Source organism: Azospira sp. MPR-LB4 (assembly GCF_058809525.1).
The window spans coordinates 1,885,357-1,909,639 of record NZ_CM179521.1; the positions used below are offsets into that span (position 1 = coordinate 1,885,357).

Genomic DNA, 24,283 nt, shown 5'->3' on the forward strand with positions numbered 1-24,283 from the left:
CGATGGCCTGGCTCCAGCTCCGCTGCGACACCGACGCTGCCAGCGCCGAGGCCCTCACCGACGCCCTGATGGAGGCGGGGGCCCTCTCCGCCGGCATCGAGGATGCGGATGCGGGCACGCCGGAAGAGACGCCCCAGTTCGGCGAACCGGGCATGGACATCGCGGCGGCCTGGGACCATTCCCGCATCGCCGCCCTGTTCGAGGCCGATGCGGACGCGGGGGCGGTGCTTGCCGCCTGCTGCGCCGGGCTGGGTCTGCCGACGCCCCCCTTCACCCTGGAAACGGTGGAAGAGCAGAACTGGGTGCAGCTGACCCAGTCCCAGTTCGACCCCATCCGCGTCTCCGACAAGCTGTGGATCGTGCCCTCCTGGCACGAGACCCCGGCCCCGGACGCCATCAACCTGATCCTGGACCCGGGCATGGCCTTCGGCACCGGCTCCCACCCCACCACCCGGCTCTGCCTGGAATGGCTGGAGCGCTACGTCACCGCCGATTGCAGCCTGCTCGACTACGGCTGCGGCTCCGGCATCCTGGCCATCGCCGCCGCCCGTCTCGGCGCCAACCCGGTGACCGGGGTGGACATCGATCCCCAGGCGGTGGATGCGGCCAAGGCCAATGCCGAGCGTAACGGTGTCAGCGCCCACTTCGCCGATTCCCGCGAGCCCATCGACGGCCAGTTCGACATCCTCATCGCCAACATCCTGGCCAACCCGCTCAAGGCCCTGGCCCCGGCCCTGGCTGCCCACGTCCGCCCCGGCGGCTGGCTGGCCCTGTCCGGCATCCTGGTGGAACAGGAAGAGGAACTGATGGCCATCTACAGCCCCTGGTTCGCCATGGCCGTGGCCGACCGCCGGGAAGGCTGGGTCTGCCTGGAAGGCCGCCGCATATGATCCTCACCCGCTGCCCCCAACCTGAGTGCCAGACGACCTTCCGGGTCACGCCGGAACAGCTCAAGGCCCGGGGCGGCAAGGTCCGCTGCGGCCAGTGCCAGCACGTTTTCAACGCTCTGGAGCACCTGCTGGACGAAGGCAGCGAGGAAACCGCCGCCCTGCGCCCGGCCACGCCGGCGGCCGGCCCGGTGGATGCGGGCGAGGCGGCATCTGAAACTGCAACGGGCGCTGCGCCAGAAGGCGCAGTGGAAGCCGATCTCCAGGCTGCCATGCCGGAGAACGTCGACACTCCTGACTCCCAGCCTGACACACTCGAAGACGACCGCCAGGAGCCGATCCTGGACGCCTCCGCCATCGAGGAGCCGAACGACGCGCCGGTGCTGGCCGACGCCAGCGCCGCGCCGGCCGACCTGGCCCAAGACCCGGCAGACCCGATCCTGCCCCGGGAAACCACTGCCATTCCCGGCTACAGCAAGTGGGCCGAGCGCCCCCTGGCCGGTGGCGGCGCCCTCATGGCCGAACCGGCGCGCAAGCCCCGCTGGCCTTTCCTGCTGGCCATCCTGATCCTCTTCTCCGTCCTCCTCGGCCAGATGGCCCACCGCTTCCGCAGCGACCTGGCCATCGCCCTGCCCTCCCTGCAGCCCCTAATGCTCGCCGCCGGCTGGGACATCCCCCTGCCGCGCAAGGCCGAGCTGGTGAGCATCGAAGCCTCCGACCTGCAGGCCGACGCCGCCAAGGGCCAGCTCATCCTGATGGCCACCCTGAAGAACCGGGCGCCCTACGTGCAGGACCTGCCGGCCCTGGAACTGGCCCTCACCGACACCCAGGATGCGGTGGTTTCCCGCCGCGTCCTGCACCCCGCCGACTATCTCACCGGCACCGCCGCCCCCGCCGGCTTCCAGGCCAACGGCGAAATCCCCGTCAAGCTGTGGATCGAGGCCAAGGATCTGGTGCCCTCGGGCTACCGCCTCTACGTCTTCTACCCGTAATCCCCCGGTAACACGGCCACGGTAGGCTCTGTGGCGTTCGGAATGTTCGGCCCTTCCTGGCGGAAGGGCTTTTTTTCATCCCTGCACCCCGACCCCATGAGCCACGACTCCCAAAACGAAAGCCCGTTCAAGGGCAAGACCGGCCTCACCCGCCTGTGGAACGCCCTGCACTACTCCATCGACGGCCTGCGTGCCGCCTACCGCCATGAGGATGCCTTCCGCCAGGAGGTGTGGCTGGCCGTGCTGCTCATCCCCGTGGCGGTGCTGCTTCCCGGCAGCGGCATCGGCAAGGCCCTGATGATCGGCAGCGTGCTGTTGGTGCTGGTGGTAGAACTGCTCAACTCGGCGGTGGAAGCCACGGTGGACCGCATCTCCCTGGAAAACCACCGCCTCGCCAAGCGGGCCAAGGACATCGGCAGCGCCGCCGTGCTCATTTCCCTGGCCAACGTGGCCGCCGTGTGGAGCCTCGTGCTGCTGGACTAGGCATGGCCGCCTGCCGGCAACGTCAGCGAAACTTCATCGAACGGTCACACAAAAGTCACCATTGGTCGCCAGCATGGGCTCCATGCACGAAGACGACCTGCCCCCGCTCTGCGTCCACGACTACGCGCCCAGCCAGCCCCAGCTGCGCATCGCCGTGGTGACGGAAACCTACCCGCCGGAAGTCAATGGCGTGGCCATGACCTTGAGCCGCATGGTGGATGGATTGATCCGCCGCGGCCACCGCATCCAGCTGGTGCGTCCCCGCCAGCACGCCCAGGAGCGCCCGGCCAGCGGCCACGCCCTGGAGGAGGTGCTGGCCGCCGGTGTGCCCATCCCCAGCTATGCCGGCCTCAAGCTGGGCCTGCCCGCCAAGCGCGCCCTCACCCGCCTGTGGTCCCTGCAGCGGCCGGACGTGGTGCACGTGGTGACCGAAGGCCCCCTGGGCAGTTCGGCCATCGCCGCCGCCCGCAAGCTGCGCCTGCCCGTCACTTCCGATTTCCACACCAACTTCCACGCCTACAGCCACCACTACGGCATGGGCTGGCTGAAGCGCCCCATCGCCGCCTACCTGCGCCGCTTCCACAACAAAACCGACGCCACCTTCGTCCCCACCGGGCAGCTGGCCCGGGAACTGGGCGACAACGGCTACGACAACCTGCAGGTGGTGGCCCGGGGCGTGGATACCGCCCTGTTCCACCCGGAGCGCCGCTCCGCCGAACTGCGCCGCTCCTGGGGCGCCACCGACAACAGCCTGGTGGTGCTGTCCGTGGGCCGCATGGCGCCGGAGAAAAACCTCAATCTGGTGCTGGAGGCCTTCGCCGCCATCCAGGCCCGCCAGCCGGAGGCGCGCCTGGTCTTCGTCGGCGACGGCCCTGTGCGGGCGGGGCTGCAGGCCCGCCATCCCCAGCACGTCTTCGCCGGCATGCGCAGCGGCAGCGACCTGGCCAGCCACTACGCCTCCGGCGACCTGTTCCTCTTCCCCAGCCTCACCGAGACCTTCGGCAACGTCACCCAGGAGGCCCTGGCCTCCGGCCTGCCGGTGGTGGCCTACGACTACGCGGCGGCCTCGGAACTGATCGTGCCCGGCCGCAACGGCCTGCTGGCCCCGGCCGGCGACGCGACCGCCTTCGTCGCCGCCGCCCGGGAGGCGGCCGAACCCAATACCCTGCGGGTGCTGCGCAACCACGCCCGCATGAGCGTGGTGGGCAACGACTGGGAGCACATCCACGACGCCTTCGCCGCCGCCCTCGGCCAGGCCGTGCGCAGCCACGAGCGCCGCTACCAGGCCGCCACCGCCATCGTCATGGCGCCGGACTAGGGCCGGGCCGCCGGGCGGCGGCCCGGGTATAATCGCGGGCTTAATCCATTTACCCGACGATTCCCATGCGCGCACTCATCTGCGGTTCCATCGCCTACGACAACATCATGGTCTTTCCGGACCGCTTCAAGAACCACATCCTGCCGGAACAGATCCATATCCTGAACGTGGCCTTCCTGGTGCCCGAACTGCGCCGCGAATTCGGCGGCTGCGCCGGCAACATCGCCTACAGCCTCAAGCTGCTGGGCGGCGAGCCGGTCATCATGGCCACCGTCGGCGAAGATGCCGCCCCCTACCTGAAGCGCCTCGACGATCTGGGCCTGTCCCGGGAGCACGTGCGCCCCGTGGCCAACAGCTACACCGCCCAGGCCTTCATCACCACCGACCTGGACGACAACCAGATCACCGCCTTCCACCCCGGTGCCATGACCTTCTCCCACCTCAACAGCGTGGGAGAAGCCAAGGACATCGGCCTGGGCATCGTCGCCCCGGACGGCCGCGACGGCATGATCGGCCACGCCAAGCAGTTCGCCGAAGCCGGCATCCCCTTCATCTTCGATCCGGGCCAGGGCATGCCCATGTTCTCCGGCCACGAACTGCTGGATTTCCTGGCCCAGGCCGAATACGCCACCTTCAACGACTACGAGGCCAAGCTGCTCACCGACCGCACCGGCAAGTCCCTGGAAGAGCTGGCCAAGCTGGTCAAGGCCCTGGTGGTGACCCGGGGCGGCGAAGGCTCCCATATCTACGTCGGCGGTCAACGCCTGGATATTCCCTGCGTTAAGGCAGAAGAGGTGGTCGATCCCACGGGCTGCGGCGACGCCTACCGCGCCGGTCTGCTCTACGGTATCGCCAACGGCATGGACTGGGACCAGATCGGCCGCCTCGCCGCCCTCGTCGGCGCCATCAAGATCGCCCGTTCCGGCCCCCAGAACCACACCTTCACCCGTGAAGAAATCGGCGAGCAATACCACCAGGCCTTCGGCAGCCGCCTGTGGTAAGCCCCGCCGGCAAGGAGAAAGCATGACCCGTATCCCCTCCCTCGCCATCGCCGGCCTGGCCGGCCTGCTGCTGCTCGGCAGCCTGGCCGGCTGTGCCAACAGCCAGTCCGGCAGCTCCTACGGCCGCAGCAGCACCCGTCAGGAAATGACCGTGCGCCAAGGTGTCGTCGAATCCGTGCGCAAGGTCACCATCGAAGGCGGCAACACCCCGGTGGGCACCGTCGCCGGTGCCGCCATCGGCGGCATGGCCGGCAGCAACGTGGGTAGCGGCCGCGGCAGCACCGTCGGCGCCATCCTCGGCGCCGTCGCCGGCGGCATGGCCGGCAGCGCCCTGGAAGAGAAGATCAGCAAGAAGGACGGCGTCGAAATCACCGTCAAGCTGGACAACGGCAATCTGGTGGCCATCGTCCAGGAAGCCGACGAGGAATTCCATCCGGGCGAGCGGGTGCGCATCCTCTCCGGCAACGGCAGCAGCCGCGTCAGCCACTGAGTCCGACCCCGTGCCGGCACCACGCCGGCACGGCTCCCCGCTTCATCCAAACTTCACTACGGCGCAACCTCGGCGTAACAGACGCTCTCTAGATTCTGTCCTCATGACTCAAGGAGGACAGACCATGCAGAACGAACAGACGTCGCTGGAACAAAGCCGCCGCATCTACGCCCGCAACCTTTCCGTCGGCCTGGCCGAGAGCGAACGGGAAATCCTCGAAGCCCAGAAACTGCGTTACCGCGTCTTCGGCCAGGAGATGGGCGCCAAGCTGCCCAGCCGGGTGCCGGGCGTGGATCAGGACATCTACGACCCCTATTGCGACCACCTGGTCTGCCGCAACGAGGACAGCGGCGAGATCATCGGCACCTACCGCATCCTGTCGCCGGAAAAGGCCCGCAAGATCGGCGGCTACTACACCGAAAACGAATTCGACCTGACCCGCCTGCAGCACCTGCGCCCGCGCCTGGTGGAAGTGGGCCGCTCCTGCGTCCATCCGGATTACCGCACCGGCGCCACCATCACCCTGCTGTGGTCCGGCCTGGCCCGCTACATGCTGGAAAACGGCCACGAGTATCTGGTGGGCTGCGCCTCCATCAGCATGGCCGACGGCGGCCACGCCGCGGCGGCTCTGTATAATCAGCTGCAGGACCACCTGAGCCCCCTGGAGTACCGCGTCTTTCCCCGCTGCCCCCTGCCCCTGGAGGCCCTGCGCAACGAGGTGAAGGCCGAGACCCCGCCCCTGATCAAGGGCTACCTGCGAGCCGGCGCCTGGATCTGCGGCGAACCGGCCTGGGACCCGGATTTCAACACCGCCGACCTGCCGGTGCTGCTGCCCATGTCCAAGGTGGACGCCCGCTACGCCAAACACTTTCTGGGACGTTGAAACTGGATACATCGCCACTCCGCAGCGGGGCTGAAGCCCATCCCCTGCCCCGCCCCATCCGCTGGTTCCGTCTGTCCCGCCTGATGCTGCACCTGGTGCACGGCATCCTGGTGGTGGCCCTGTGGTATCCCCTGATCGGCACGGAACGGCGCCTGCGCCTGAAGCAGGCCTGGTCGGAGAAGCTGCTCAACATCCTCGGCGTGCACCTGCAGGCCCAGCTGCAGGGTCTGCCCCCGGGCAGCCTGCTGGTGGCCAATCATGTCTCCTGGCTGGACGTCTATCTGATCAACGCCGCCCAGCCGGCCGCCTTCGTCTCCAAGGCCGAAGTGCGGCAGTGGCCCGTCATCGGCTGGCTCTCGGCGCGCACCGACACCATTTTCCTGCGCCGCGGCAGCCGCGGCCACGCCCGGATCATCAACGAAGAAATCGGCGCCATCCTGGGCCGGGGCCACATGGTGGCCCTCTTCCCGGAAGGCACCACCACCGACGGCGGCAGCCTGCTGCACTTCCACGGCGCCCTGCTGCAACCGGCCATCGAGGCCGGACGCCCCATCGTTCCCCTGGCCCTCTCCTACCATGACCGCAACGGCCGGCGCAGCACCGCTGCCGCCTACGTGGGGGAAACCAGTTTGTGGCAATGCCTGCAATCCATCCTGGCGGCCGGCTGGCTGGAAGGTCGGGTGGAGGCATGCCCGCCCCTCACCGTGGAGGCCGCGGGAGGGCGCAAGGAACTGGCCCAGCAGGCCCGCCAGCAGATCGCCACGCGCCTCATGCTGGGCAGCAACGAGACAGGGGCAGTCGCGCCCCTGCAGGACGCCGCCTAGACCAACCCCAACGTCACCGCAGTCTGCTGCCAGCGCCACGTGTCGCGGCACATGGCGGCCAGGTCCCGCCGGGCGGTCCAGCCAAGGAGGGATGCCGCCAGGGCGGGGTCGGCGTAACAGGCGGCAATGTCGCCCGGCCGCCGTGGGACGAAATCGAAGGGAATGGTCCTCCCGCTGGCCGCTTCGAATGCCCGCACCAGATCGAGGACGCTGTAACCACGCCCTGTTCCCAAATTAACCGTCAGCATCCCTTCCCCACGCGCCAGGGCTGCCAGGGCTGCCAGATGCCCCTGGGCCAGGTCCACCACATGGATGAAATCCCGCACCCCGGTACCGTCAGGGGTGGGATAGTCGTTGCCGAAGACAGACAGGCGGGCACGCAGGCCGGCAGCAACCTGGGCCACATAGGGCATCAGGTTGTTGGGAATGCCGTTGGGCGCCTCGCCAAGCAAGCCGCTCTCGTGAGCCCCCACCGGGTTGAAATAACGAAGCCGGGCAATCCGCCATTGGGAATCGGCGGCCGCCATGTCGGCCAGCACCTCTTCCAGCATGAGCTTGCTGCGTCCGTAGGGATTGGTGGCCCGTAACGGAAAGTCCTCGCGGATCGGCACCGCATGGGGATCGCCATAGACCGTGGCCGACGAACTGAACACCAGGGTCTTGACCCCGGCTTCGGCCATTGCCTCGAACAGCACCAGGCTGCCGCCCACATTGCACTCGTAATAGCGCAGAGGCTGGGCCACCGACTCCCCCACCGCCTTGAGGCCGGCAAAGTGGATCACGGCATCGACAGTCTGCTCCCGGAAAATCCGGCACAGCAACTGGCGGTCCCGCACGTCGCCCTCGATGAAGATCGGCGCAGCACCGCCCAGGCCGGCAATGCGCTCGGCCACATCGGCACGGCTGTTGGAGAGGTTGTCGAGGATGGTGACGCCATGGCCGGCCTGCAGCAACTCGACGCAGGTATGGGAGCCGATGTAGCCCAGGCCGCCGGTGACCAGAATATGCATGCTCATTCCTTGAAAAGGGGCACGGCCTCGTCGGCGGCGCAGTCCACCTGGAACAGGGCCCGGTCCTCCAGACGCAGGGCGGACAGCTTGCCGCCCCACAGGCAGCCGGAGTCCAGGGCCAGCAGATTGGGCTCCAGGCGCAGCCCCAGGGCCGACCAGTGGCCGGTCACCAGGACCGTCGCGGCGCTGCGCCGGCCCGGCACCTCGAACCAGGGCAGATAGCCGGCCGGCGCCTGGCTCAGTTCGCCCTTGGCCTTGAAGTCCATTTCCCCGGCCGGGGAGCAGAAGCGCATGCGGGTCATGGCATTGACGATCACCCGCAAGCGGGGCCAACCGGTCAGGCTGGAATCCCAGGAACCCGGTTCGCTGCCCCACATGTTAGCCAGGAACTCCCGGTAGTTCTCCGCCTGCAGGGCCTGCTCCACCTCGCCCGCCAGGGCCTGGGCCTCGGCCACGGACCACGCCGGCAGGAGCCCTGCATGCACCATGGCGTAGTCGCCCTGCACATGCATCAGGCGCTGGTGCCGCAGCCAGTGGAGCAGTTCGTCCCGGTCCGTGGCGGCAAGGATGTCATCGATGGTGTCGCTGCGATGGCGCTTGCCGAAACCCTCCGCGGCCATGAGCAGGGAGAGGTCGTGATTGCCCAGCACCGTGACGGCCCGGTCGCCCAGGCCTTTGACGAAGCGCAGGGTCTCGAGGGAGCGGGGCCCCCGGTTCACCAGGTCTCCCACCAGCCACAGGCGGTCGAATTCGGGGGAAAAGCTGCACTTGTCCAGGAGCGCCTGCAAGGAGGCGAAGCAGCCCTGGATGTCGCCGACGGCGTAGGTGGCCATGTTATTGGGGCCGGTATTCCGGCACGAAACGGGCAAGCCCGGCCTTGATCCCGGCCACGTCCGCCGGCGGGGTTTCCAGCCAGCGGGCCAGGTCGCCGATCCACGCCTCTTCCGGCGCGCTTTCGGCCTTGGCCACCCGCAGCTTGGCGTGGGGGGTGGGCAGGGTCATTTCATTGTCGGCAAGCAGTTCCTCATAGAGTTTCTCGCCGGGGCGCAGCCCGGTGAACTCGATGGGAATTTCCTCCTCCGTGAAACCGGACAGCCGGATCAGGTCCCGGGCCAGATCGACGATCTTCACCGGCTCCCCCATGTCCAGCACGAAAATCTCGCCGCCGTTGCCCATCAGACCGGCCTGCAGCACCAGCTGGGCTGCCTCCGGGATGAGCATGAAATAGCGGATGATGTCCGGATGGGTCACGGTGACGGGGCCGCCCCGGGCGATCTGTTCGCGGAAGGTGGGAATGACCGAGCCGTTGCTGCCCAGGACGTTGCCGAAGCGCACCACGATGAACTGGGTACCGCCGCCGGCCTGCTCCAGGGACTGCACCACCCGCTCCGCCATGCGCTTGGTGGTGCCCATGACGTTGGTGGGATTGACGGCCTTGTCGGTGGAAATCAGGACCATCTTCTCCACCCCCGCCTGGCGCGCCGCCATGGCCACCCGCCAGGTGCCGAGGACGTTGTTGCGCACCGCCTCCCAGGCATTGGCGCTCTCCATCAGGGGCACGTGCTTGTAGGCGGCGGCATGGAACACCAGAGCCGGCCGGTAGGCGGCGAAGACCTGCTGCAGCCGCGCTTCGTCCTTGACGTCGCCAACGACGCAGACCACATCGAGGCCAGGGAAAGTACGACGGAATTCCTGCTCGATCTGGTACAGGGCGAATTCGGACACTTCGAACAACACCAGCTGGCGCGGCGCAAAACGGGCAATCTGCCGGGCCAGTTCGGAACCGATGGAGCCGCCCGCCCCCGTCACCAGGATCGTGCGCTCGGCGATGAGGCGACTGAGGCCGGCATCGTCCAGCTGCACCGGCTCCCGCCCCAGGATGTCCTCCAGTTCCACTTGGCGGATCTGGGACAGGGACACCCGGCCCGACAGCAGGTCGTCGAGAGCCGGTACGGTCAGCACCTTGAGCCCGGCCTGCACGGCCTGCTCCATGGCCCCGCGACGCACGGCGGCACTGACGCTGGGCATGGCGACAATGACATGGCCAACTTCCAGCTCCTTGGCCCAATGCACCATGCTGGCGATATCGCCCCGGATCTTCACTCCATGCACTTCCCGTCCATGCTTGGCCGGATCGTTGTCCAGCAGGCCGGCCACCCGCCATTGGGGGGAGCGCTGCAGCTCGCGGATCAGGCGTTCGCCGACCTCGCCGGCGCCGAGAATCAGCACCGACTCGCCGGACAGGGCCAGGTGACCGTAGAGGCAGCGGTCCTTCCAGGCCCGGTAGAGGAAACGACCGCCCCCCATCGCCAGAATCAGCAGGATCGGATGCAGCACCAGAACTGAACGGGGCACCCCCGGCATGCCGGTCATGAACACCGCCACCGCCGTGACGAGGCCACCCAAGCCGACGGAAACGATGATCCGGCGCAGGTCCATCAGACTGGCGTAGCGCCAGATCCCCCGGTACAGGCCGCTGAGCCAGAACAGGGGGACATAGACGGGTACCAGAATGGCCAGGGAAAAGAGGCCGGCCCGCAGGTACTCATCCGGCAGGGAGAGGTTGAAACGCAGCCAGTACGCGGCCAGCCAACAGACGATCAGGGCGACCAGATCGTAGGCGGAAGCGATGAAACGTCGGGAAATCAGGCCCAGAAAGGCCTTCTGGGCGGAATCGCCCTGGTGGGAGTCAGGCATCGGATCATTGTCTTGAGATATGCCGCCATTTTACTGCACCGCGACGCTCTGCACAGCGTCGGGACGACGGAAGGGGCTACGGCCCTGGCCCAGACGGGAACGGGCCGACACCGGGACCGACCTACCGGTAGTAATCCCGGTACCAGCGGACAAACTGGCCAACCCCGTCTTGCACCGAGGTCTTGGGGGCGAAGCCGACGGCCTGGCCCAGCAGGGCCGTATCGGCCCAGGTTGCCGGCACATCACCATCCTGCAGCGGCAGGAAGCGCTTGTTGGCGACCTGACCCAAGGCACCTTCCAGGGCCTCGATGAAGGCCAGGAGATCCACCGGTTGGTCGTTGCCGATATTGAACAAGCGGTAGGGCACATTGCTGCAGGCCGGATCGGGCGCAAGCCCGTCGAAGGACTCGCTGGCCCGGGCCGGTTGGTCGAGGACGCGCACCACCCCTTCGACGATATCGTCGATATAGGTGAAATCCCGCTGCATCTTGCCGTGGTTGAAAACGTCGATGGGTCTCCCCTCGAGAATGGCCCGGGTGAACAGGAACAGGGCCATGTCGGGGCGCCCCCAGGGACCGTAGACGGTGAAGAAGCGCAGCCCGGTGGTGGGCAGGCCGAACAGGTGGCTGTAGGTGTGGGCCATCAGTTCGTTGGACTTCTTGGTGGCGGCATAAAGGCTCACCGGGTGATCCACGGCATCGTGCTCGGAGAAGGGCATCTTCCTGTTGCCGCCATAGACGCTGGAACTGCTGGCATAGACCAGATGCTCCGCCTGGGCGTGCCGACACCCCTCCAGGACGTTCACGAAACCCACCAGGTTGGACTGGGCGTAGGCGTGAGGATTGGCCAGGGAATAGCGCACACCGGCCTGGGCGGCCAGGTGCACCACCCGCTGGAAGCCCTCGGCGGCAAAAAGCTCCTGCATGCCCTGGCTGTCGGCGATGTCGAGGCGGACGAAGCGGAAATTCGGATAGGCGGCCAGGCGTGCCAGGCGTGCTTCCTTGAGGGATACCTCGTAGTAGTCGTTCAGGTTGTCCACGCCCACCACTTCGTCGCCCCGCTCGAGGAGGCGCTGGGCGGTGTGCATGCCGATGAAGCCGGCGGCGCCGGTAACCAGGATTTTCATGGGAATTCCAGAAGAAAGCTCAGCGCCCGGAGCGCCGCTGCAGGTCGATCATTTTCGCATACTTGGCAAAGCTGTTCGTGCAGCCGATCAGGGTATGCACCAGGCCCGGCAGGCCGTCCAGGAAGCCCCTACGCACCAGGTAGAACTTGATGAAGCGGAACAGGGGCGACAGCAGCAGACGGCCGCTGCCGGCCCGCTTGCCGGCGCGATGGGCGGCCTCGGCCGCCAGGGTGGTGTAGCGGTTCTGTTTGGCCAGGTAGCTGTCCAGGGTTTCGGCCGAGTCGTGCAGCAGGTCCCCCGCCAGATCGCCCACGCTTTCCCCGGTCAGCACGTGCTCGTGCACCGCGTCGTCGGACCAGCGGGCATGGCCGCGGTGGAAGAGACGCAGGTTCCAGTCCGGATAGCCCTCACCATGGCGCAGGTAGCGCCCCATGAAACGGTTGCAGCGGGCCACCCGGTAGGCGTGATGCCGGGGCCCCTGCAGGGCGGCGCCAATGGCTGCCGCCAGGGCCGGCGTCACCTGTTCGTCGGCATCGATGCAAAAGACCCAGTCGTGGCGCGCCTGGCTGACGGCAAACTGCTTCTGGCGGCCGAAGCCCAGCCACTCTTGATGGATAACCCGGGCGCCGTAGTGCTCGGCCAGGGCCACGGTGCCGTCGCTGCTGCCCGAATCAACCATGACGATTTCGTCGGCGAACGCCAGGCTCTGCAGACAGGACGGGAGCGAATGGGCGGCATTCAGGGTGATCAGCACCGCACTGAGGGGCGCCGTCGCGGCGGGAGGAGGGGCAGAAGACATGCGCAAGCTATAATGGAGGCCAGCAGGGATTCTAAATCCCCCCGGCCCCGGCCCCAAGTCAAAAACCACCACCGCCGCCCCGATGCCCCAAATTCTTATGGTAAAGACCTCCTCCATGGGGGATCTGGTCCACAACTGCCCGGCCGTCACCGACATCCTGGCCCGCTTCCCCGAGGCCCGCATCGACTGGGTGGCCGAAGAAGCCTACGTTCCCATTCCCTCCCTGCACCCCGGCGTGCGCCGCGTCATTCCCATCGCCTGGCGCCGCTGGCGCAAGCAGTTGGGCCAGCGCCACGCCTGGCAGGAAATGGGGGAATTCCGCCGTGCCCTGCAGGCCCAGGCCTACGATTTCGTCCTCGACAGTCAGGGTCTGCTGAAGAGCGCCGCGGTGGACAAGCTGGCCCGGCTCGCTCCCGGCGGACGCATCGTCGGCGGCGACGCCCGCAGCATCAAGGAGCCTTTCGCCGCCCGCTTCTACGACCTGCGCCTGCCCATCAAATGGTCGCGCCATGTGGTGGACCGCTGCCGTGCCGTGGCTGCCGGCGCCCTTGGCTATGACCTGGATACGCCGCCGCGCTATGGCATCCAGGCTGAGCCCCTGGTGGCCGACTGGCTGCCCAGCCAGCCTTACGCCGTGCTGATGCACGCCGCCAGCCGCCCGCCCAAGCTGTGGGCCGAGGAGCACTGGGTCGCCCTGGGCCAGCGCCTGGCCCGGGACGGCATCGTCGCCGCCCTGCCCTGGGGCAGCCCCGAAGAGCGCCAGCGCAGCGAGCGCCTTGGGGCCCGGCTGCCCGGTTCCTTCATCCCGCCCCTGATGGACCTGGGCACGGCCGGCCGCTTTCTGGCCGGGGCCCGGGTGGTGGTGGGCCTGGACACGGGCTTCACCCACTTCGCCGCTGCCCTGGGACGCCCCACGGTCGGCATCTTCTGCGATTCGGACAGCGTGCAAGCGGCCGTCTTCGGCGACGCCTTCTGCGAAAGCTACGGCCAGAAGGGTGCGCCACCCAGTCTCGCCACCATCCTCGATGCCGTCGAGCGGGCCCTGGCCGGCTGACGCGCCATGGTTTCCCGCCTCCTGTACACCCTGCTGCTGCGCCTGGCCACGCCCCTGGTGCTGTTGCGCCTGCTGCGACGCAGCCGGCAGCAGCCGGAGTATCGCCGCCACTGGGGTGAACGCTTCGGCCTTAGCGGCGCGGCCATCCCGGGGCCGGTGATCTGGGTCCATGCCGTCTCCGTCGGCGAGACCCGGGCCGCCCAGCCCCTGCTGGCCGAACTACTGGCCCAGTATCCGCAGCACTCGATCCTGCTCACCGGCATGACGCCCACGGGCCGCGACACCGCCACCCAGGTGTTCGCCGCCCTGGGCCAGGACCACGCCCCGCGCCTCCATTACCGCTACCTGCCCTACGACTATCCCGGCGCCGTCAGCCGCTTCCTGGAGCGCTACCGCCCCAGCCTGGGCCTGCTCATGGAAACCGAGCTGTGGCCCAACCTGCTGCACCAGGCCCGGCACCATGGCGTCCCCATGCTGCTGGTCAATGCCCGCCTCTCGGCCCGTTCGGCCCGTGGCTACGGCCGCTGGCCCGGCCTGTTCGCCCCGGCCCTGGCCGGTCTCGACGGCATCGCTGCCCAGACCCCGGACGATGCAGCCCGCTTGCAAGGCCTCGGCGCCAAGCAGGTCAGCGTCTGCGGCAATCTCAAGTTCGACGTGCAGATCGCCCCGGCATTGCGGCAACAGGGACAGGACTGGCGCCGCCAGCTGGCCGGCCGCACCGTCTGGCTGGCAGCCAGCACCCGGGAGGGCGAGGAGGCCTTGATCCTGGACGCCTGCGCGGCCATGGACATTCCCGACCTACTGCTCCTGCTGGTGCCGCGCCACCCCCAGCGCTTCGGCGAAGTCGAAGCACTGGTCCAGTCCAGGGGAATGAGCTTGGTGCGGCGCAGCCAAGGCCTGCCGACACCGGAAACCCGGGCCTGGCTGGGGGACAGCATGGGGGAAATGGCGGCCTACTTCAGTTGTGCCGATTTGGCCGTGATGGGGGGCAGTCTGCTGCCTTTCGGCGGCCAGAACCTGATCGAAGGGGCGGCCTGCGGCTGCCCCCTGCTGCTCGGCCCCCACACCTTCAACTTCGCCCAGGCGGCGGAGGATGCCGTCGCCGCCGGTGCCGCCCTGCGTCTTGAGGCCGGCCAATCCCTGGCCGGCACGGCCCAGGCCCTGCTGCGGGACAAAGAAAAACGCCGCATCATGTCCGATGCGGCGTCAGCCTTCGCGGCGGCCCACGGCGGGGCCACCGCCAGGACCATGGACCTGATCCGTTCCCTTATCGCGCCAGCAGGCCGTTGACCCGCTGCAGGTCCTCGTCGGTGAGGCTGCCGACCACGCCCTTGAGGCGCAACTGGTTCACCAGGGTATCGAAACGGGCCTTGGCCAGGTCGCGCTGGGTCGAATAGACCTGTTGCTCGGCGTTCAGCACGTCGATGTTGATGCGCACCCCCACCTCGTAACCCAGCTTGTTCGAATCCAGGGCCGACTTGGAGGAGACCAGGGCTGCTTCCAGAGCCCGCACCTGGGCCAGGCCATTGACCACGCCCAGATAGTACTGACGTGCCCCCAGGGCCGCCTGACGGCGGGAATACTCCAGGGTCGAACGGGTCGCCTCGCGGCTGGCTTCGGCCTCACGCTGCTTGGAGAGCACGGCGCCGCCCTGGAACAGGGGAATGTTCAACTGCAGGCCGATGGCGGTGGAATCCTGCTCGTAGCCAACCCCCGGGAAGAGGGGGTTGGTCTGCACGCCATTGGTCTGCACCGCATTGCTGCGGGTGGCCACCAGGTCCAGGGTGGGGAAATGACCGGCGCGCTGCTTGCTCACTTCCTTGTCCGTGATTTCCAGCTGGGCTTCCTGGATCTGCACCGCCAGGGCGTCCTTCTCGGCGGAAGCCACCCAGTCATTCATGTTGGCGGGCTTGGGCGGCTCCAGGGTGGTGTCGGTACGCAGGGTGGCCAGCTCGCCCGCCTCCCGGCCGATGATGGCCTGCAGGTTGCGGCGCTTGATTTCCAGATCGCTTTCGGCGGCAATTTCCTGGGCGGTGGACAGGTCGTAGCGGGACTGGGCTTCGTGGGTGTCGGTGATGGTGGCGGTGCCCACCTCGAAGCTCTTCTTCGCCAGTTCCAGCTGCTGGGCAATGGCTGACTTCTGGGCCTGCAGGGAGCGCAGGTTCTCCTGGGCGTAGAGCACGTCGAAATAGGCCTGGGCGACGCGCAGGATCAGGTCCTGGCGGGCCTGGAGGAACTGGGCCTCGGCCTGGGCCACCTGCAGCTTGGCCTGGTCGTACTGCATCCAGTTCTGCCAGCGGAACAGGGGCTGGCTGAGGCTGACGCTGTAGCCGTGGCTGTTGTACTGGCCCGTGGCGACGGCCGCACCCGACACCCGGCGCTGGTACTCCACGTCGTTCCACATGGTGTTCACGGACACACCCAGGGTCGGCAGCAGGCCGGCCCGGCCCTGGGGCAGCTTTTCGCGGCCGGCTTCCAGGGTGTGCTTGGCGGCGGTGAACTGGGCGTCGTTGTCCAGGGCCTCCTTGTAGATCTGCAGCAGGTCGGCCCCCTGGGCCGCAGCGGCAATGAACAGGGAGGACAGCAGCAGGGAAACAGCTTTCAGTTTCATGGACAGCCTTCAGTAGGTCGGCATGGACGGATCCACCACCTGGGCCCAGGCGTGCATGCCGCCGGACAGGTTGTGGATGGCGCTAAAACCGCGGTTCTCGAGGAACATCGCCACCTGCATGCTGCGTCCGCCATGGTGGCAGATCACCACGATTTCCTTATCCCGGGGCAACTCGTCGGCCCGCACCGGCACCGTGGCCATGGGCATGGCCACCAGGTCCGGCAGGGCGCAGATGGCAAGCTCCTCCGGCTGGCGCACATCCAGCAGCAGGGGGCGGGGGCGGGCCGGATCGGCCAGCCAGTCGGCGAGGGAGGAAACGGAAAGCTGGTTCATCAGGGGCAATCAGAAACGGAAACGCTCCTTGGCCGGCGCGTTCTGCAGGGGCGCCACCACGGTTTCGAAAAGATTGAGGCTGGCGAAGGTGGTCTCGCCGGTGCGGGTGACGATCTGGGCTTCCATCACCGGGGCCTCACCGACAAATACGGCCATGCGACCACCAACCTTGAGCTGTTGCAGCAGTTCTTCGGGCACCACCGGCAGGGAACCGGAAACGACGATTACGTCGTAGGGAGCGCCGGCGGCCCAGCCATGCACGCCATCACCCACTTCGACGGAGACGTTGCTGATGCCGGCCTTGGCCAGGTTGGCCTTGGCGGTCTTGGCGATGGCCGGGCTGATTTCGACGCTGGTCACCTGGTCAGCCTTGGCGGCGAGCAGGGCGGCCATGTAGCCGGAGCCGGTACCGATTTCCAGGACCTTGTCCTTGGGTTGCACGGCAAGTTCCTGCAGCAGCTTGGCTTCCATCTTGGGGGCCAGCATCACGGCGCCTTCGCCCAGGGGGATCTCCAGGTCGGCAAAGGCCAGGGCCTGATGGGCGGCGGGGACGAACTCCTCGCGCCGGACCTCGGACAGCAGGTCCAGCACATCCTGGTCCAGCACGTTCCAAGGCCGGATCTGCTGCTCGATCATGTTGAAGCGGGCTTGTTCCATGTTTTGCACTTGTTCCATCACGAGTCCCCGTCTGCGGTCGTTATATTAGCACTTACTAATATGTGGTTGGCGGAAAAAGGCGATTATAACTGAGGCCCCTGGCGACTGCCGGCCAGGGTTTCGTCCACCGTTTGCAGGGACTCCGCCGGTGCGGCAGGCTTGACCTTGTGCCAGGCGGCGTACAGGGCCGGCAGGAAAATCAGGGTGAGCAGGGTCGCCACGGTCAGGCCGCCCATGATGGCCACGGCCATGGGGCCGAAGAAGGCGCTGCGGGTCAGGGGAATCATGGCCAGGATGGCTGCTGCCGCCGTCAGCACGATGGGCCGCAGACGCCGCACCGTGGAATCGACGATGGCCTCCCAGCGAGGCTTGCCCGCCTTCTCGTCCTGGTCGATCTGGTCCACCAGGATCACCGAGTTGCGCATGATCATGCCGGAGAGGGCAATGGTGCCGAGCATGGCGACAAAGCCGAAGGGCTTGTTGAACAGCAGCAGGAACGCGGTCACCCCGACCAGGCCCAGGGGCGCGGTCAGCAGCACCATGGCCACCTTGGAGAAGCTCTGCAGCTGCAGCATCAGCACCGTCAGCACCACCAGGAAGAAGAGGGGCACGCCGGCGGCAACGGAAGCGCCGCCCTTGGCCGACTCTTCCACGGCGCCACCCACTTCCAGGGTGTAGCCCAGGGGCAGGGAGGCTTTGATGGACTGCAGGGACTTCTCCACCTGGGCCGACACCACCGGCCCCTGCATGTGGCCGTAGATATTGCCGCGCACGGTGATGGTGGGCACCCGGTTGCGGCGCCAGACGATGCCTTCCTCGAAGCCGTACTCCAGGGTTGCCACCTGGGACAGGGGCACGGCCTTGCCGGCCCGGGTCGGCAGCATCAGGTCCGGCAGCAGGGAGAGACGCCGCCGTTCCATTTCGGTACCGCGCAGATGCACATCCACCAGTTCGGCGCCGTCGCGGAACTCGGTGACGCTCTGGCCCTTGAGGGCGGTGTTGATCAGGTTGGCGATGTCGCTGGAGGTGACGCCCAGCAGACGGGCCTTGGACTGGTCCACGGTGAGGCGGACCACCTTGGCTGGCTCCTCCCAGTCCAGGTGCACATTGGCCAGACTGGGATTGGCCCGCATCACCTGGGCCACCTCGTGGGCGTAGCCACGCAGCACATTGAGATCGGGGCCGGCGACGCGGAACTGCACCGGGAAGCCCACCGGCGGGCCGTTCTCCAGACGGTTGATGGCCGCCCGCAGGCTGGGGAAGTCATGCTCGAAAAGATCGATCAGCTTGCTGCGCAGGGTCTCTCGTTCCGGCGACCCCTGGGTCAGGATGACGAACTGGGCGAAGTTCTTCTGCGGCATCTGCTGATCCAGGGGCAGATAGAAGCGGGGGCTGCCGGTACCGACGTAGGCCACCACATTGTCGATGCCGGGCTGCTCGGCCAGCCAGGACTCCAGGCGCTTGGCCTCGGCGTCGGCGGCATCCCAGGAGGCGCCCTCGGCCAGGCGCAGGTCCACGATCAGTTCGGGCCGTGTGGAATCTGGGAAGAACTGCTGCTGCACCAGGCCGAAACCGACGATGGAGGCGACGAAGGCACCCACGGTGATGCCGATCACCAGCCAGCGGCGCCGCACGCAGGCATCCACCAGGGCGCGGAAGCGGCGATAGAAGGGCGTGGCGTAGATATCGTGCTCGCTGTGGGTGTGGGGCTCCTTGTGCAGCCAGCGTTCGAGCCAGGGCAGGCGGCGCATCAGCCAGCGGCTGAGGCGTCCCGGCTCCTGATGGGCCACCCGGTGGTGGGCGAAGTCCGGCAGCAGCTTGTAGCCAAGATAGGGCACGAACAGCACCGCCGCCACCCAGGAAATGAGCAGGGCGATCACCGTCACCTGGAAGATGGAACGGGTGTACTCGCCGGTGGCGGAAGCGGCGGTGGCGATGGGCAGGAAGCCCGCGGCCGTCACCAGGGTGCCGGAGAGCATGGGCATGGCGGTGGATTCGTAGGCGAAGGAGGCCGCCTTGGCCCGGGCCCAGCCCTGTTCCATCTTGGTCGCCATCATTTCCACGGCGATGATGGCGTCGTCCACCAGCAGGCCCAGGGCCAGGATCAGGGCGCCGAGGGAAATCTTGTGCAGGCCGACACCGAAGATCTGCATGAAGAGGAAGGTGATGGCCAGCACCACCGGAATGGTGATGGCCACCACGATGCCGGTGCGCAGGCCGAGGGAAAGCAGGCTGACGCCGAGGACGATGATCACCGCCTCAATCAGGGAACGCACGAACTCATTGACCGAACGCTGCACCGCCTGGGGCTGGGAGGAGACGGTGTGCAGTTCCAGGCCCACCGGCAGGCGGTCCTGGATGGAGGCCACGGCACCGTCGAGACCGCCGCCGAGGCGGATGATGTCGCCGCCCTTGGCCATGGAGACGCCGATCAGCACCGCCTCCTTGCCCATGTAGCGGATCTTCTGGGTGGGCGGATCCTCATAGCCGCGGCCGATGCTGGCGATGTCGCCCAGGCGCACCTCGCGGCCGTTGGCCCGTAGACGGGTTTCCCGCAGGGCCGTCAGGTCGTCGTAACGGCCGCTGACGTCGATGCGGATGTGCTCGCTGGGGGTATCGAAGCTGCCGGCTGCCAGCACCGCATTCTGGTTCTGCAGGGCGGCCACCACGGCGGCGCCGTCGATGCCCAGGGTGGCCAGCTTGGCGTTGGAGAGTTCGATATAGACCCGCTCCTTCTGCTCGCCGAAGAAATCCACCTTGGCCACGTCCTTCACCCGCAGCAGTTCGGCCCGGATGGCCTCGGCCTGGCGCTTCAGTTCCGTATAGCCGAAACCGTCGCCGACCACGGCGTAGAGATTGCCGTACACGTCGCCGAACTCGTCGTTGAAGGTGGGGCCCTCGATACCCTTGGGCAGGGTGTAGCGCATGTCGCCCACCTTCTTGCGCACCTGGTACCAGATGTCCGGCACCGCGGCGGCGGGGGTCGCGTCCTTGGCCTGGAAGAAGATCATGGATTCGCCGGGCCGCGAATAGCTGCGGATGATGTCCGCGTAGGGCACGGACTGCAGGGTCTTCTCGATCTTCTCGGTGACCTGGCGCTCCACCTCCTGGGCGCTGGCGCCGGGCCAGGCGGTGCGCACCACCATGACCTTGAAGGTGAAGGGCGGATCTTCCGACTGGCCCAGCTTGGAATAGGCCAGCAGACCCACCAGGGTCAGGGCCACCATGAAATAGAGCACCAGGGCCGGATGCCGCAGGCCCCACTCGGAAATGTTGAAGCGCTTCACTTGGCGGACTCCGCCGGCTTGGCCGCCGCCGGGGTCGCGGCTACGGGGCCGGCCCCGCCGCCGCCCACCATGGGCAAGGGCACGTTGCTCGGCTCCACGGCCCGCACCAGTTGGCCGGGTTGCAGCTTGTGCACACCGGCGATGACCACCCGCTCACCCCGGGCCAGGCCCTTTTCCACCACCACGCCGTCCTCCCGGAAGGGCCCGGTGGTGACGCTGCGGGGCTGCACCTCGCCGCTCTGGGGATTGACCACCCACACCGTATTCTTGCCGTCCTGACGGGTCAGGGCTGCGGTGGGCACCAGCAGGGGCGCCTCGGCGCTGCCGATCAGCACGCCGGCGGTCATGCCCAGGCGCAGGCCGGCATCCGGCTCCAGCACGGTGACCTTGACCTGGAAGCTGCGGGTGGCGGCGTCGGCTGCCGGCGCCACTTCCCGCACCCGGGCGGCGTAGGACTGGTCCTGGTTGGCCCACAGGCGGATGACGGCGCTGGTGCCGGGCTCGATACCCTTCATGCGGCCTTCCGGCACCGCCACCACCACTTCCTTGTCGCCCGCCAGGGCCAGGCGGATGGCCGGCTGGCCGGCGCTGACCACCTGCCCCGGCTCCACCTTGACGTCGGTCACCACCCCGTCCTTTTCCGCCACCAGGTCGGTGTAGCCGGCCTGGTTGCCGGTCACCGCGGCCTGGGCCCGGGCCTGGTCGAGGCGGGCCAGGGCCGCCTTGAACTGGGCTTCCCGGCTGTCGAAAGCACTCTGGGAGATGAACTGTTTTTCCAGCAGCTTCTTCTGCCGCTCGTATTCCGCCTTGGCCACCAGGAAGTCGGCTTCGGCCGCCTTGGTCTGGGCATTGGCGGCGGCCGCCGAGAGGCCCGCATCCACCGGGTCCAGGCGGGCCAGAATCTGGCCCTTCTTCACCACGGCGCCGATATCCACCTTGCGCTCCACCACCTTGCCGCCGATGCGGAAGCCCTGGTCGGTCTCGTAGCGGGCCCGCACCTCGCCCACCCACAGCATGTCGCTCTGGCCGGCGGCGCCTACCACCTGGGTCAGGGCCGGGCGGGGCTCGGGCGCCTTGGGCGCCTCCTTGCCGCAGGAGGCCAGGACCATGGCCGTGGCGGCCAGCAGCGCGAAGGAAGGAATGGTTTTCATGGGGAGGACTCCGGAAGGGGCGGCGCTCACGGCCGTAGGCCCTTGATCAACAAATCGAAATGGGTGTCGAGGAAACGGACGGGGTCCCGCTCCTCCTCGGCGCAGCAGGGGCCGATGGAATAGCGCCACACGGCCAGCATCAGGATGGGGGCGAAGATGACGTCCACCGCCATGCCCACATCTACGGGACGGAACTCGCCCTGGTCCATGCCGCGCTGCAGGGCCTCCCGCAGCAGGGCACGGCCCGGATCGATGACGTTCTCCCGGTAGAACGCCGCCACCTTGGGGAAGTTGCCGGCCTCGGAAACCATCAGCTTGGGCACGCCGCCCAGGGGACTTTCCCCCAGCAGTTCCCACCAGCCGAGCAGCAGGCAGCGCAGCAGTTCGCTGGCCGAGCCCTGGTGCTCCTCCAGCATGGTGCGGCCCTCGTTCATGGCCGGGATGATGCCTTCCCGGATCACCGCCTCGAACAGGGCTTCCTTGCTGTCGAAATACAGGTACAGGGTGCCCTTGGAGACGCCGGCCCGGGCGGCGATGTCCTCCAGCCGGGTGGCGGCGAAACCGCGTTCGGTAAACAGCTCCAGAGCAGCAGCCGTCAGCTCCTGGGGGCGGGCTTCCTTGCGGCGGCGGCGGGGTGGATCGGCGGAATCACAGAGGGACATGGGAATACATTACTGACTGACCGGTCAGTAATGTATTGAAAAGGGAAGGCCCGGTCAACCCACCGCCAGCCCGCCCCTTTTCCCTTGATGCCGCCTCTTCCTTTCGCTGACAAAGGGCCACGCCCCAGGCCGGCCCTACGGCCAATGACGGAACCTGGCCTGGCACCTAAGCAGTGATCTTCTCCGGGCATGCGCCCCGTCCAGGTGCATCTTGTATGCAAGTTCGACTGCCGCCGCCGGCGCGTCAAAAAATACAATTTGCCAACTAGCAGAGCACATTCAAGCGACTAGGAAATACATCGGCGCTCCGGCCCGGATTGGCACGTTGCATGCAATTCATGGACTGTCTCCCCAACCTAGGAGTAGTCGATGAAACCCCGCAATTTCAAGCTTCGCCACTGGCTGGCAGCCCTCCCCCTGAGCTTCGCCCTGCATGCAGGACTGCATGCAGAAACGGTGGCCCGCTACGGCATTTCCATGGCCGACATTCCCCTCACCACCGGCCAGCCGGACCGGGGCGCCGGCGCCTACCAGTTCACCGGCCACACCTTGTACGACCCCCTGATCGCCTGGGAAGCCAATGTGGGCAACCGCCCCGGCAAGCTGGTGCCCGGCCTGGCCACCGAGTGGAAGGCTGATCCGAAGGACAACAAGAAGTGGCGCTTCACCCTGCGCAAGGGCGTCAAGTTCCATGACGGCTCCGAATTCACTGCCGATGCGGTGATCTGGAACCTGGACAAGGTCCTGGCGGAAAAGTCGCCCCAGTTCGACGCCAAGCAGAGCGCCCAGGTGCGCCCGCGCATTCCCTCCATCGCCTCCTACCGCAAGGTCGGCCCCTACGAGGTGGAGATCACCACCAAGGAAGTGGATGCCCTGTTCCCCTACCAGTTGCCCTGGTTCCTGGTCTCCAGCCCGGCCCAGTGGGAAAAGCTGGGCAAGGACTGGAACAAGGTGGCCAGCCAGCCCTCCGGCACCGGCCCCTTCAAGCTGGACAAGCTGGTTCCCCGGGAACGGGCCGACCTGGTGAAGAACGCCGCCTACTGGGACAAGAGCCGCCTGCCCAAGACCGACCGCATCGTCCTGCTGCCCATCCCCGACGCCATGACCCGGGCCAACGCCCTGCTCAACGGCCAGGTGGACATCATCGAGACGCCGCCGCCGGACGTGCTGCCCCAGCTCAAGGCCGGCGGCTTCAAGCTGGTGCAGAACGTCACGCCCCACGTCTGGCCCTACCACTTCTCCACCTACCCGGGCTCGCCGTGGACCGACATCCGGGTGCGCAAGGCGGCCAACCTGGCCATCGACCGGGATGCGGTGGTCAAGCTGATGAGCGGCCTGGCCACCCCGGCCAAGGGCCAGGTGGACGCCACCAGCCCCTGGTTCGGCAAGCCCAACTTCAAGATCGGCTACGACCTGGCCGCCGCCCGCGCCCTCATGGCACAGGCCGGCTACGGCCCCTCCAAGCCCCTCAAGGCCAAGGTCATCATCGCCCAGGGCGGCACCGGCCAGATGCTGTCCCTGCCCATGAACGAGTTCGTGCAGCAGAGCCTGGCGGAGATCGGCATCGAGGTGACCTTCGAGGTGGTGGAACTGGAAAACCTGTACCGCCACTGGCGCGCCGGGGCCAAGGCCGACATCAACGCCGGCAAGGGCATCACCGCCATCAACCTGGGCTACGTCACGGCCGACCCGTTCTACGCCATCACCCGCTTCACCGACAGCCATTACGTGGCGCCCAACGGGGTGAACTGGGGCGGCTACAACAACCCCAAGGTTGACGCGGCCCTGGAGAAGATCCGCACCACCTTCGACAGCAAGACCCAGGACGGCCTGCTCGCCTTCGTGCACCAGAGCATGGTGGACGACGCCCAGATGCTGTGGGTGGTGCATGACGTGAATCCCCATGCCCTGTCGCCCAAGGTCAAGGAGTTCATCCAGGCCCAGCACTGGTTCCAGGACCTCACCACCATCCGCATGTAATCCCCACCGGGCCGGGGTTAGCCCCGGCCCATGACGGA

22 protein-coding genes are annotated in these 24,283 nt (G+C 67.4%); 11 read left to right on the forward strand and 11 right to left on the reverse strand.

Annotated features, from left to right (window positions below; genetic code table 11):
- Window positions 1-2: 2 nt before the first annotated feature.
- The 8 genes from prmA to AC3QLZ_RS08860 all read left to right on the forward strand — a co-directional run bounded on the left by prmA (window position 3) and on the right by AC3QLZ_RS08860 (window position 6,878).
- Window positions 3-890, forward strand: a complete 888-nt coding sequence (prmA, locus tag AC3QLZ_RS08825) for a 50S ribosomal protein L11 methyltransferase (RefSeq protein WP_014235505.1) — start codon at window positions 3-5, stop codon at window positions 888-890.
- On the forward strand, window positions 887-1,879 hold the full coding sequence (locus AC3QLZ_RS08830) for a DUF3426 domain-containing protein (protein ID WP_014235506.1): 993 nt from the start codon (window positions 887-889) through the stop codon (window positions 1,877-1,879). Before prmA ends, AC3QLZ_RS08830 begins: the two co-directional genes overlap by 4 nt.
- Window positions 1,880-1,975: 96 nt before the next feature.
- The gene (locus tag AC3QLZ_RS08835; RefSeq protein WP_014235507.1) at window positions 1,976-2,362 is read left to right on the forward strand and encodes a diacylglycerol kinase; all 387 of its coding nucleotides are present in this window, start codon (window positions 1,976-1,978) and stop codon (window positions 2,360-2,362) included.
- 82 nt (window positions 2,363-2,444) lie between these two features.
- Window positions 2,445-3,680, forward strand: a complete 1,236-nt coding sequence (locus tag AC3QLZ_RS08840; protein WP_130459903.1) for a glycosyltransferase family 4 protein — start codon at window positions 2,445-2,447, stop codon at window positions 3,678-3,680.
- Window positions 3,681-3,745: 65 nt separating this feature from the next.
- A complete protein-coding gene (locus AC3QLZ_RS08845; RefSeq protein ID WP_014235509.1) occupies window positions 3,746-4,681 on the forward strand; it encodes a carbohydrate kinase family protein in 936 nt (311 codons plus the stop codon).
- A 22-nt stretch (window positions 4,682-4,703) separates the two neighbouring features.
- The gene (locus tag AC3QLZ_RS08850; protein ID WP_014235510.1) at window positions 4,704-5,171 is read left to right on the forward strand and encodes an outer membrane lipoprotein; all 468 of its coding nucleotides are present in this window, start codon (window positions 4,704-4,706) and stop codon (window positions 5,169-5,171) included.
- A 124-nt stretch (window positions 5,172-5,295) separates the two neighbouring features.
- Window positions 5,296-6,054, forward strand: a complete 759-nt coding sequence (locus AC3QLZ_RS08855) for a GNAT family N-acetyltransferase (protein ID WP_014235511.1) — start codon at window positions 5,296-5,298, stop codon at window positions 6,052-6,054.
- Window positions 6,051-6,878 carry a lysophospholipid acyltransferase family protein gene (locus AC3QLZ_RS08860; protein ID WP_014235512.1) on the forward strand — a complete coding sequence of 276 codons (828 nt, stop codon included), beginning with the start codon at window positions 6,051-6,053 and terminating at the stop codon, window positions 6,876-6,878. Before AC3QLZ_RS08855 ends, AC3QLZ_RS08860 begins: the two co-directional genes overlap by 4 nt.
- On the opposite strand, the gene galE is transcribed toward AC3QLZ_RS08860, so the two are convergent.
- The 5 genes from galE to AC3QLZ_RS08885 form a co-directional block, all read right to left on the reverse strand.
- On the reverse strand, window positions 6,875-7,888 hold the full coding sequence (gene galE / locus AC3QLZ_RS08865) for a UDP-glucose 4-epimerase GalE (protein ID WP_014235513.1): 1,014 nt from the start codon (window positions 7,886-7,888) through the stop codon (window positions 6,875-6,877). The two genes, AC3QLZ_RS08860 and galE, sit on opposite strands and share 4 nt — an antisense overlap.
- Window positions 7,889-7,890: 2 nt before the next feature.
- Window positions 7,891-8,721 (reverse strand): symmetrical bis(5'-nucleosyl)-tetraphosphatase, encoded by an 831-nt coding sequence (locus AC3QLZ_RS08870; RefSeq protein ID WP_014235514.1) that lies wholly within the window; start codon window positions 8,719-8,721, stop codon window positions 7,891-7,893.
- Between the two features lies 1 nt (window position 8,722).
- Window positions 8,723-10,585: a polysaccharide biosynthesis protein gene (locus AC3QLZ_RS08875; protein WP_014235515.1), complete on the reverse strand. Its 1,863-nt coding sequence runs from the start codon at window positions 10,583-10,585 to the stop codon at window positions 8,723-8,725.
- A gap of 121 nt (window positions 10,586-10,706) precedes the next feature.
- Complete coding sequence (locus AC3QLZ_RS08880; protein WP_014235516.1) at window positions 10,707-11,711, reverse strand: NAD-dependent epimerase; 1,005 nt, start codon at window positions 11,709-11,711, stop codon at window positions 10,707-10,709.
- 19 nt (window positions 11,712-11,730) lie between these two features.
- Window positions 11,731-12,510, reverse strand: a complete 780-nt coding sequence (locus AC3QLZ_RS08885) for a glycosyltransferase family 2 protein (protein ID WP_014235517.1) — start codon at window positions 12,508-12,510, stop codon at window positions 11,731-11,733.
- 115 nt (window positions 12,511-12,625) lie between these two features.
- Here AC3QLZ_RS08885 and waaC point away from each other — a divergent pair, with 115 nt between their 5' ends.
- A complete protein-coding gene (waaC, locus tag AC3QLZ_RS08890; protein ID WP_157870565.1) occupies window positions 12,626-13,564 on the forward strand; it encodes a lipopolysaccharide heptosyltransferase I in 939 nt (312 codons plus the stop codon).
- Between the two features lie 6 nt (window positions 13,565-13,570).
- Window positions 13,571-14,854: a lipid IV(A) 3-deoxy-D-manno-octulosonic acid transferase gene (waaA, locus tag AC3QLZ_RS08895; RefSeq protein WP_014235519.1), complete on the forward strand. Its 1,284-nt coding sequence runs from the start codon at window positions 13,571-13,573 to the stop codon at window positions 14,852-14,854.
- Here the strand turns inward: waaA and AC3QLZ_RS08900 are convergent.
- The 6 genes from AC3QLZ_RS08900 to AC3QLZ_RS08925 all read right to left on the reverse strand — a co-directional run bounded on the left by AC3QLZ_RS08900 (window position 14,832) and on the right by AC3QLZ_RS08925 (window position 22,265).
- A complete protein-coding gene (locus AC3QLZ_RS08900) occupies window positions 14,832-16,175 on the reverse strand; it encodes a TolC family outer membrane protein (protein WP_014235520.1) in 1,344 nt (447 codons plus the stop codon). The two genes, waaA and AC3QLZ_RS08900, sit on opposite strands and share 23 nt — an antisense overlap.
- Window positions 16,176-16,184: 9 nt before the next feature.
- On the reverse strand, window positions 16,185-16,508 hold the full coding sequence (locus AC3QLZ_RS08905; RefSeq protein ID WP_014235521.1) for a rhodanese-like domain-containing protein: 324 nt from the start codon (window positions 16,506-16,508) through the stop codon (window positions 16,185-16,187).
- Window positions 16,509-16,517: 9 nt separating this feature from the next.
- The gene (locus AC3QLZ_RS08910; protein WP_014235522.1) at window positions 16,518-17,183 is read right to left on the reverse strand and encodes a protein-L-isoaspartate O-methyltransferase family protein; all 666 of its coding nucleotides are present in this window, start codon (window positions 17,181-17,183) and stop codon (window positions 16,518-16,520) included.
- A gap of 65 nt (window positions 17,184-17,248) precedes the next feature.
- Entirely contained in the window at window positions 17,249-20,392 is a 3,144-nt protein-coding gene (locus AC3QLZ_RS08915) for an efflux RND transporter permease subunit (RefSeq protein WP_238526355.1), read from the reverse strand.
- 56 nt (window positions 20,393-20,448) lie between these two features.
- A complete protein-coding gene (locus AC3QLZ_RS08920) occupies window positions 20,449-21,603 on the reverse strand; it encodes an efflux RND transporter periplasmic adaptor subunit (RefSeq protein ID WP_014235524.1) in 1,155 nt (384 codons plus the stop codon).
- Window positions 21,604-21,629: 26 nt separating this feature from the next.
- Window positions 21,630-22,265: a TetR/AcrR family transcriptional regulator gene (locus tag AC3QLZ_RS08925; protein WP_014235525.1), complete on the reverse strand. Its 636-nt coding sequence runs from the start codon at window positions 22,263-22,265 to the stop codon at window positions 21,630-21,632.
- Window positions 22,266-22,634: 369 nt separating this feature from the next.
- Between AC3QLZ_RS08925 and AC3QLZ_RS08930 the strand changes: the two genes are divergently transcribed.
- Window positions 22,635-24,245 (forward strand): ABC transporter substrate-binding protein, encoded by a 1,611-nt coding sequence (locus tag AC3QLZ_RS08930; protein ID WP_014235526.1) that lies wholly within the window; start codon window positions 22,635-22,637, stop codon window positions 24,243-24,245.
- The last annotated feature ends 38 nt before the right edge of the window (window positions 24,246-24,283 follow it).

Coding starts and splice junctions, on each gene's coding strand:
- AC3QLZ_RS08845 (WP_014235509.1), top strand. CDS start 3,746: ATGCGCGCACTCATCTGCGGTTCCATCGCCTACGACAACATCATGGTC.
- galE (WP_014235513.1), bottom strand. CDS start 7,888: ATGCATATTCTGGTCACCGGCGGCCTGGGCTACATCGGCTCCCATACC.
- AC3QLZ_RS08925 (WP_014235525.1), bottom strand. CDS start 22,265: ATGTCCCTCTGTGATTCCGCCGATCCACCCCGCCGCCGCCGCAAGGAA.
- AC3QLZ_RS08900 (WP_014235520.1), bottom strand. CDS start 16,175: ATGAAACTGAAAGCTGTTTCCCTGCTGCTGTCCTCCCTGTTCATTGCC.
- AC3QLZ_RS08835 (WP_014235507.1), top strand. CDS start 1,976: ATGAGCCACGACTCCCAAAACGAAAGCCCGTTCAAGGGCAAGACCGGC.
- AC3QLZ_RS08915 (WP_238526355.1), bottom strand. CDS start 20,392: ATGGTGGCCCTGACCCTGGTGGGTCTGCTGGCCTATTCCAAGCTGGGC.
- AC3QLZ_RS08875 (WP_014235515.1), bottom strand. CDS start 10,585: ATGCCTGACTCCCACCAGGGCGATTCCGCCCAGAAGGCCTTTCTGGGC.
- AC3QLZ_RS08905 (WP_014235521.1), bottom strand. CDS start 16,508: ATGAACCAGCTTTCCGTTTCCTCCCTCGCCGACTGGCTGGCCGATCCG.
- AC3QLZ_RS08870 (WP_014235514.1), bottom strand. CDS start 8,721: ATGGCCACCTACGCCGTCGGCGACATCCAGGGCTGCTTCGCCTCCTTG.
- AC3QLZ_RS08830 (WP_014235506.1), top strand. CDS start 887: ATGATCCTCACCCGCTGCCCCCAACCTGAGTGCCAGACGACCTTCCGG.
- AC3QLZ_RS08840 (WP_130459903.1), top strand. CDS start 2,445: ATGCACGAAGACGACCTGCCCCCGCTCTGCGTCCACGACTACGCGCCC.
- AC3QLZ_RS08885 (WP_014235517.1), bottom strand. CDS start 12,510: ATGTCTTCTGCCCCTCCTCCCGCCGCGACGGCGCCCCTCAGTGCGGTG.
- AC3QLZ_RS08880 (WP_014235516.1), bottom strand. CDS start 11,711: ATGAAAATCCTGGTTACCGGCGCCGCCGGCTTCATCGGCATGCACACC.
- AC3QLZ_RS08930 (WP_014235526.1), top strand. CDS start 22,635: ATGAAACCCCGCAATTTCAAGCTTCGCCACTGGCTGGCAGCCCTCCCC.
- waaC (WP_157870565.1), top strand. CDS start 12,626: ATGGGGGATCTGGTCCACAACTGCCCGGCCGTCACCGACATCCTGGCC.
- waaA (WP_014235519.1), top strand. CDS start 13,571: ATGGTTTCCCGCCTCCTGTACACCCTGCTGCTGCGCCTGGCCACGCCC.
- AC3QLZ_RS08920 (WP_014235524.1), bottom strand. CDS start 21,603: ATGAAAACCATTCCTTCCTTCGCGCTGCTGGCCGCCACGGCCATGGTC.
- AC3QLZ_RS08910 (WP_014235522.1), bottom strand. CDS start 17,183: ATGGAACAAGTGCAAAACATGGAACAAGCCCGCTTCAACATGATCGAG.
- AC3QLZ_RS08850 (WP_014235510.1), top strand. CDS start 4,704: ATGACCCGTATCCCCTCCCTCGCCATCGCCGGCCTGGCCGGCCTGCTG.
- prmA (WP_014235505.1), top strand. CDS start 3: ATGGCCTGGCTCCAGCTCCGCTGCGACACCGACGCTGCCAGCGCCGAG.
- AC3QLZ_RS08855 (WP_014235511.1), top strand. CDS start 5,296: ATGCAGAACGAACAGACGTCGCTGGAACAAAGCCGCCGCATCTACGCC.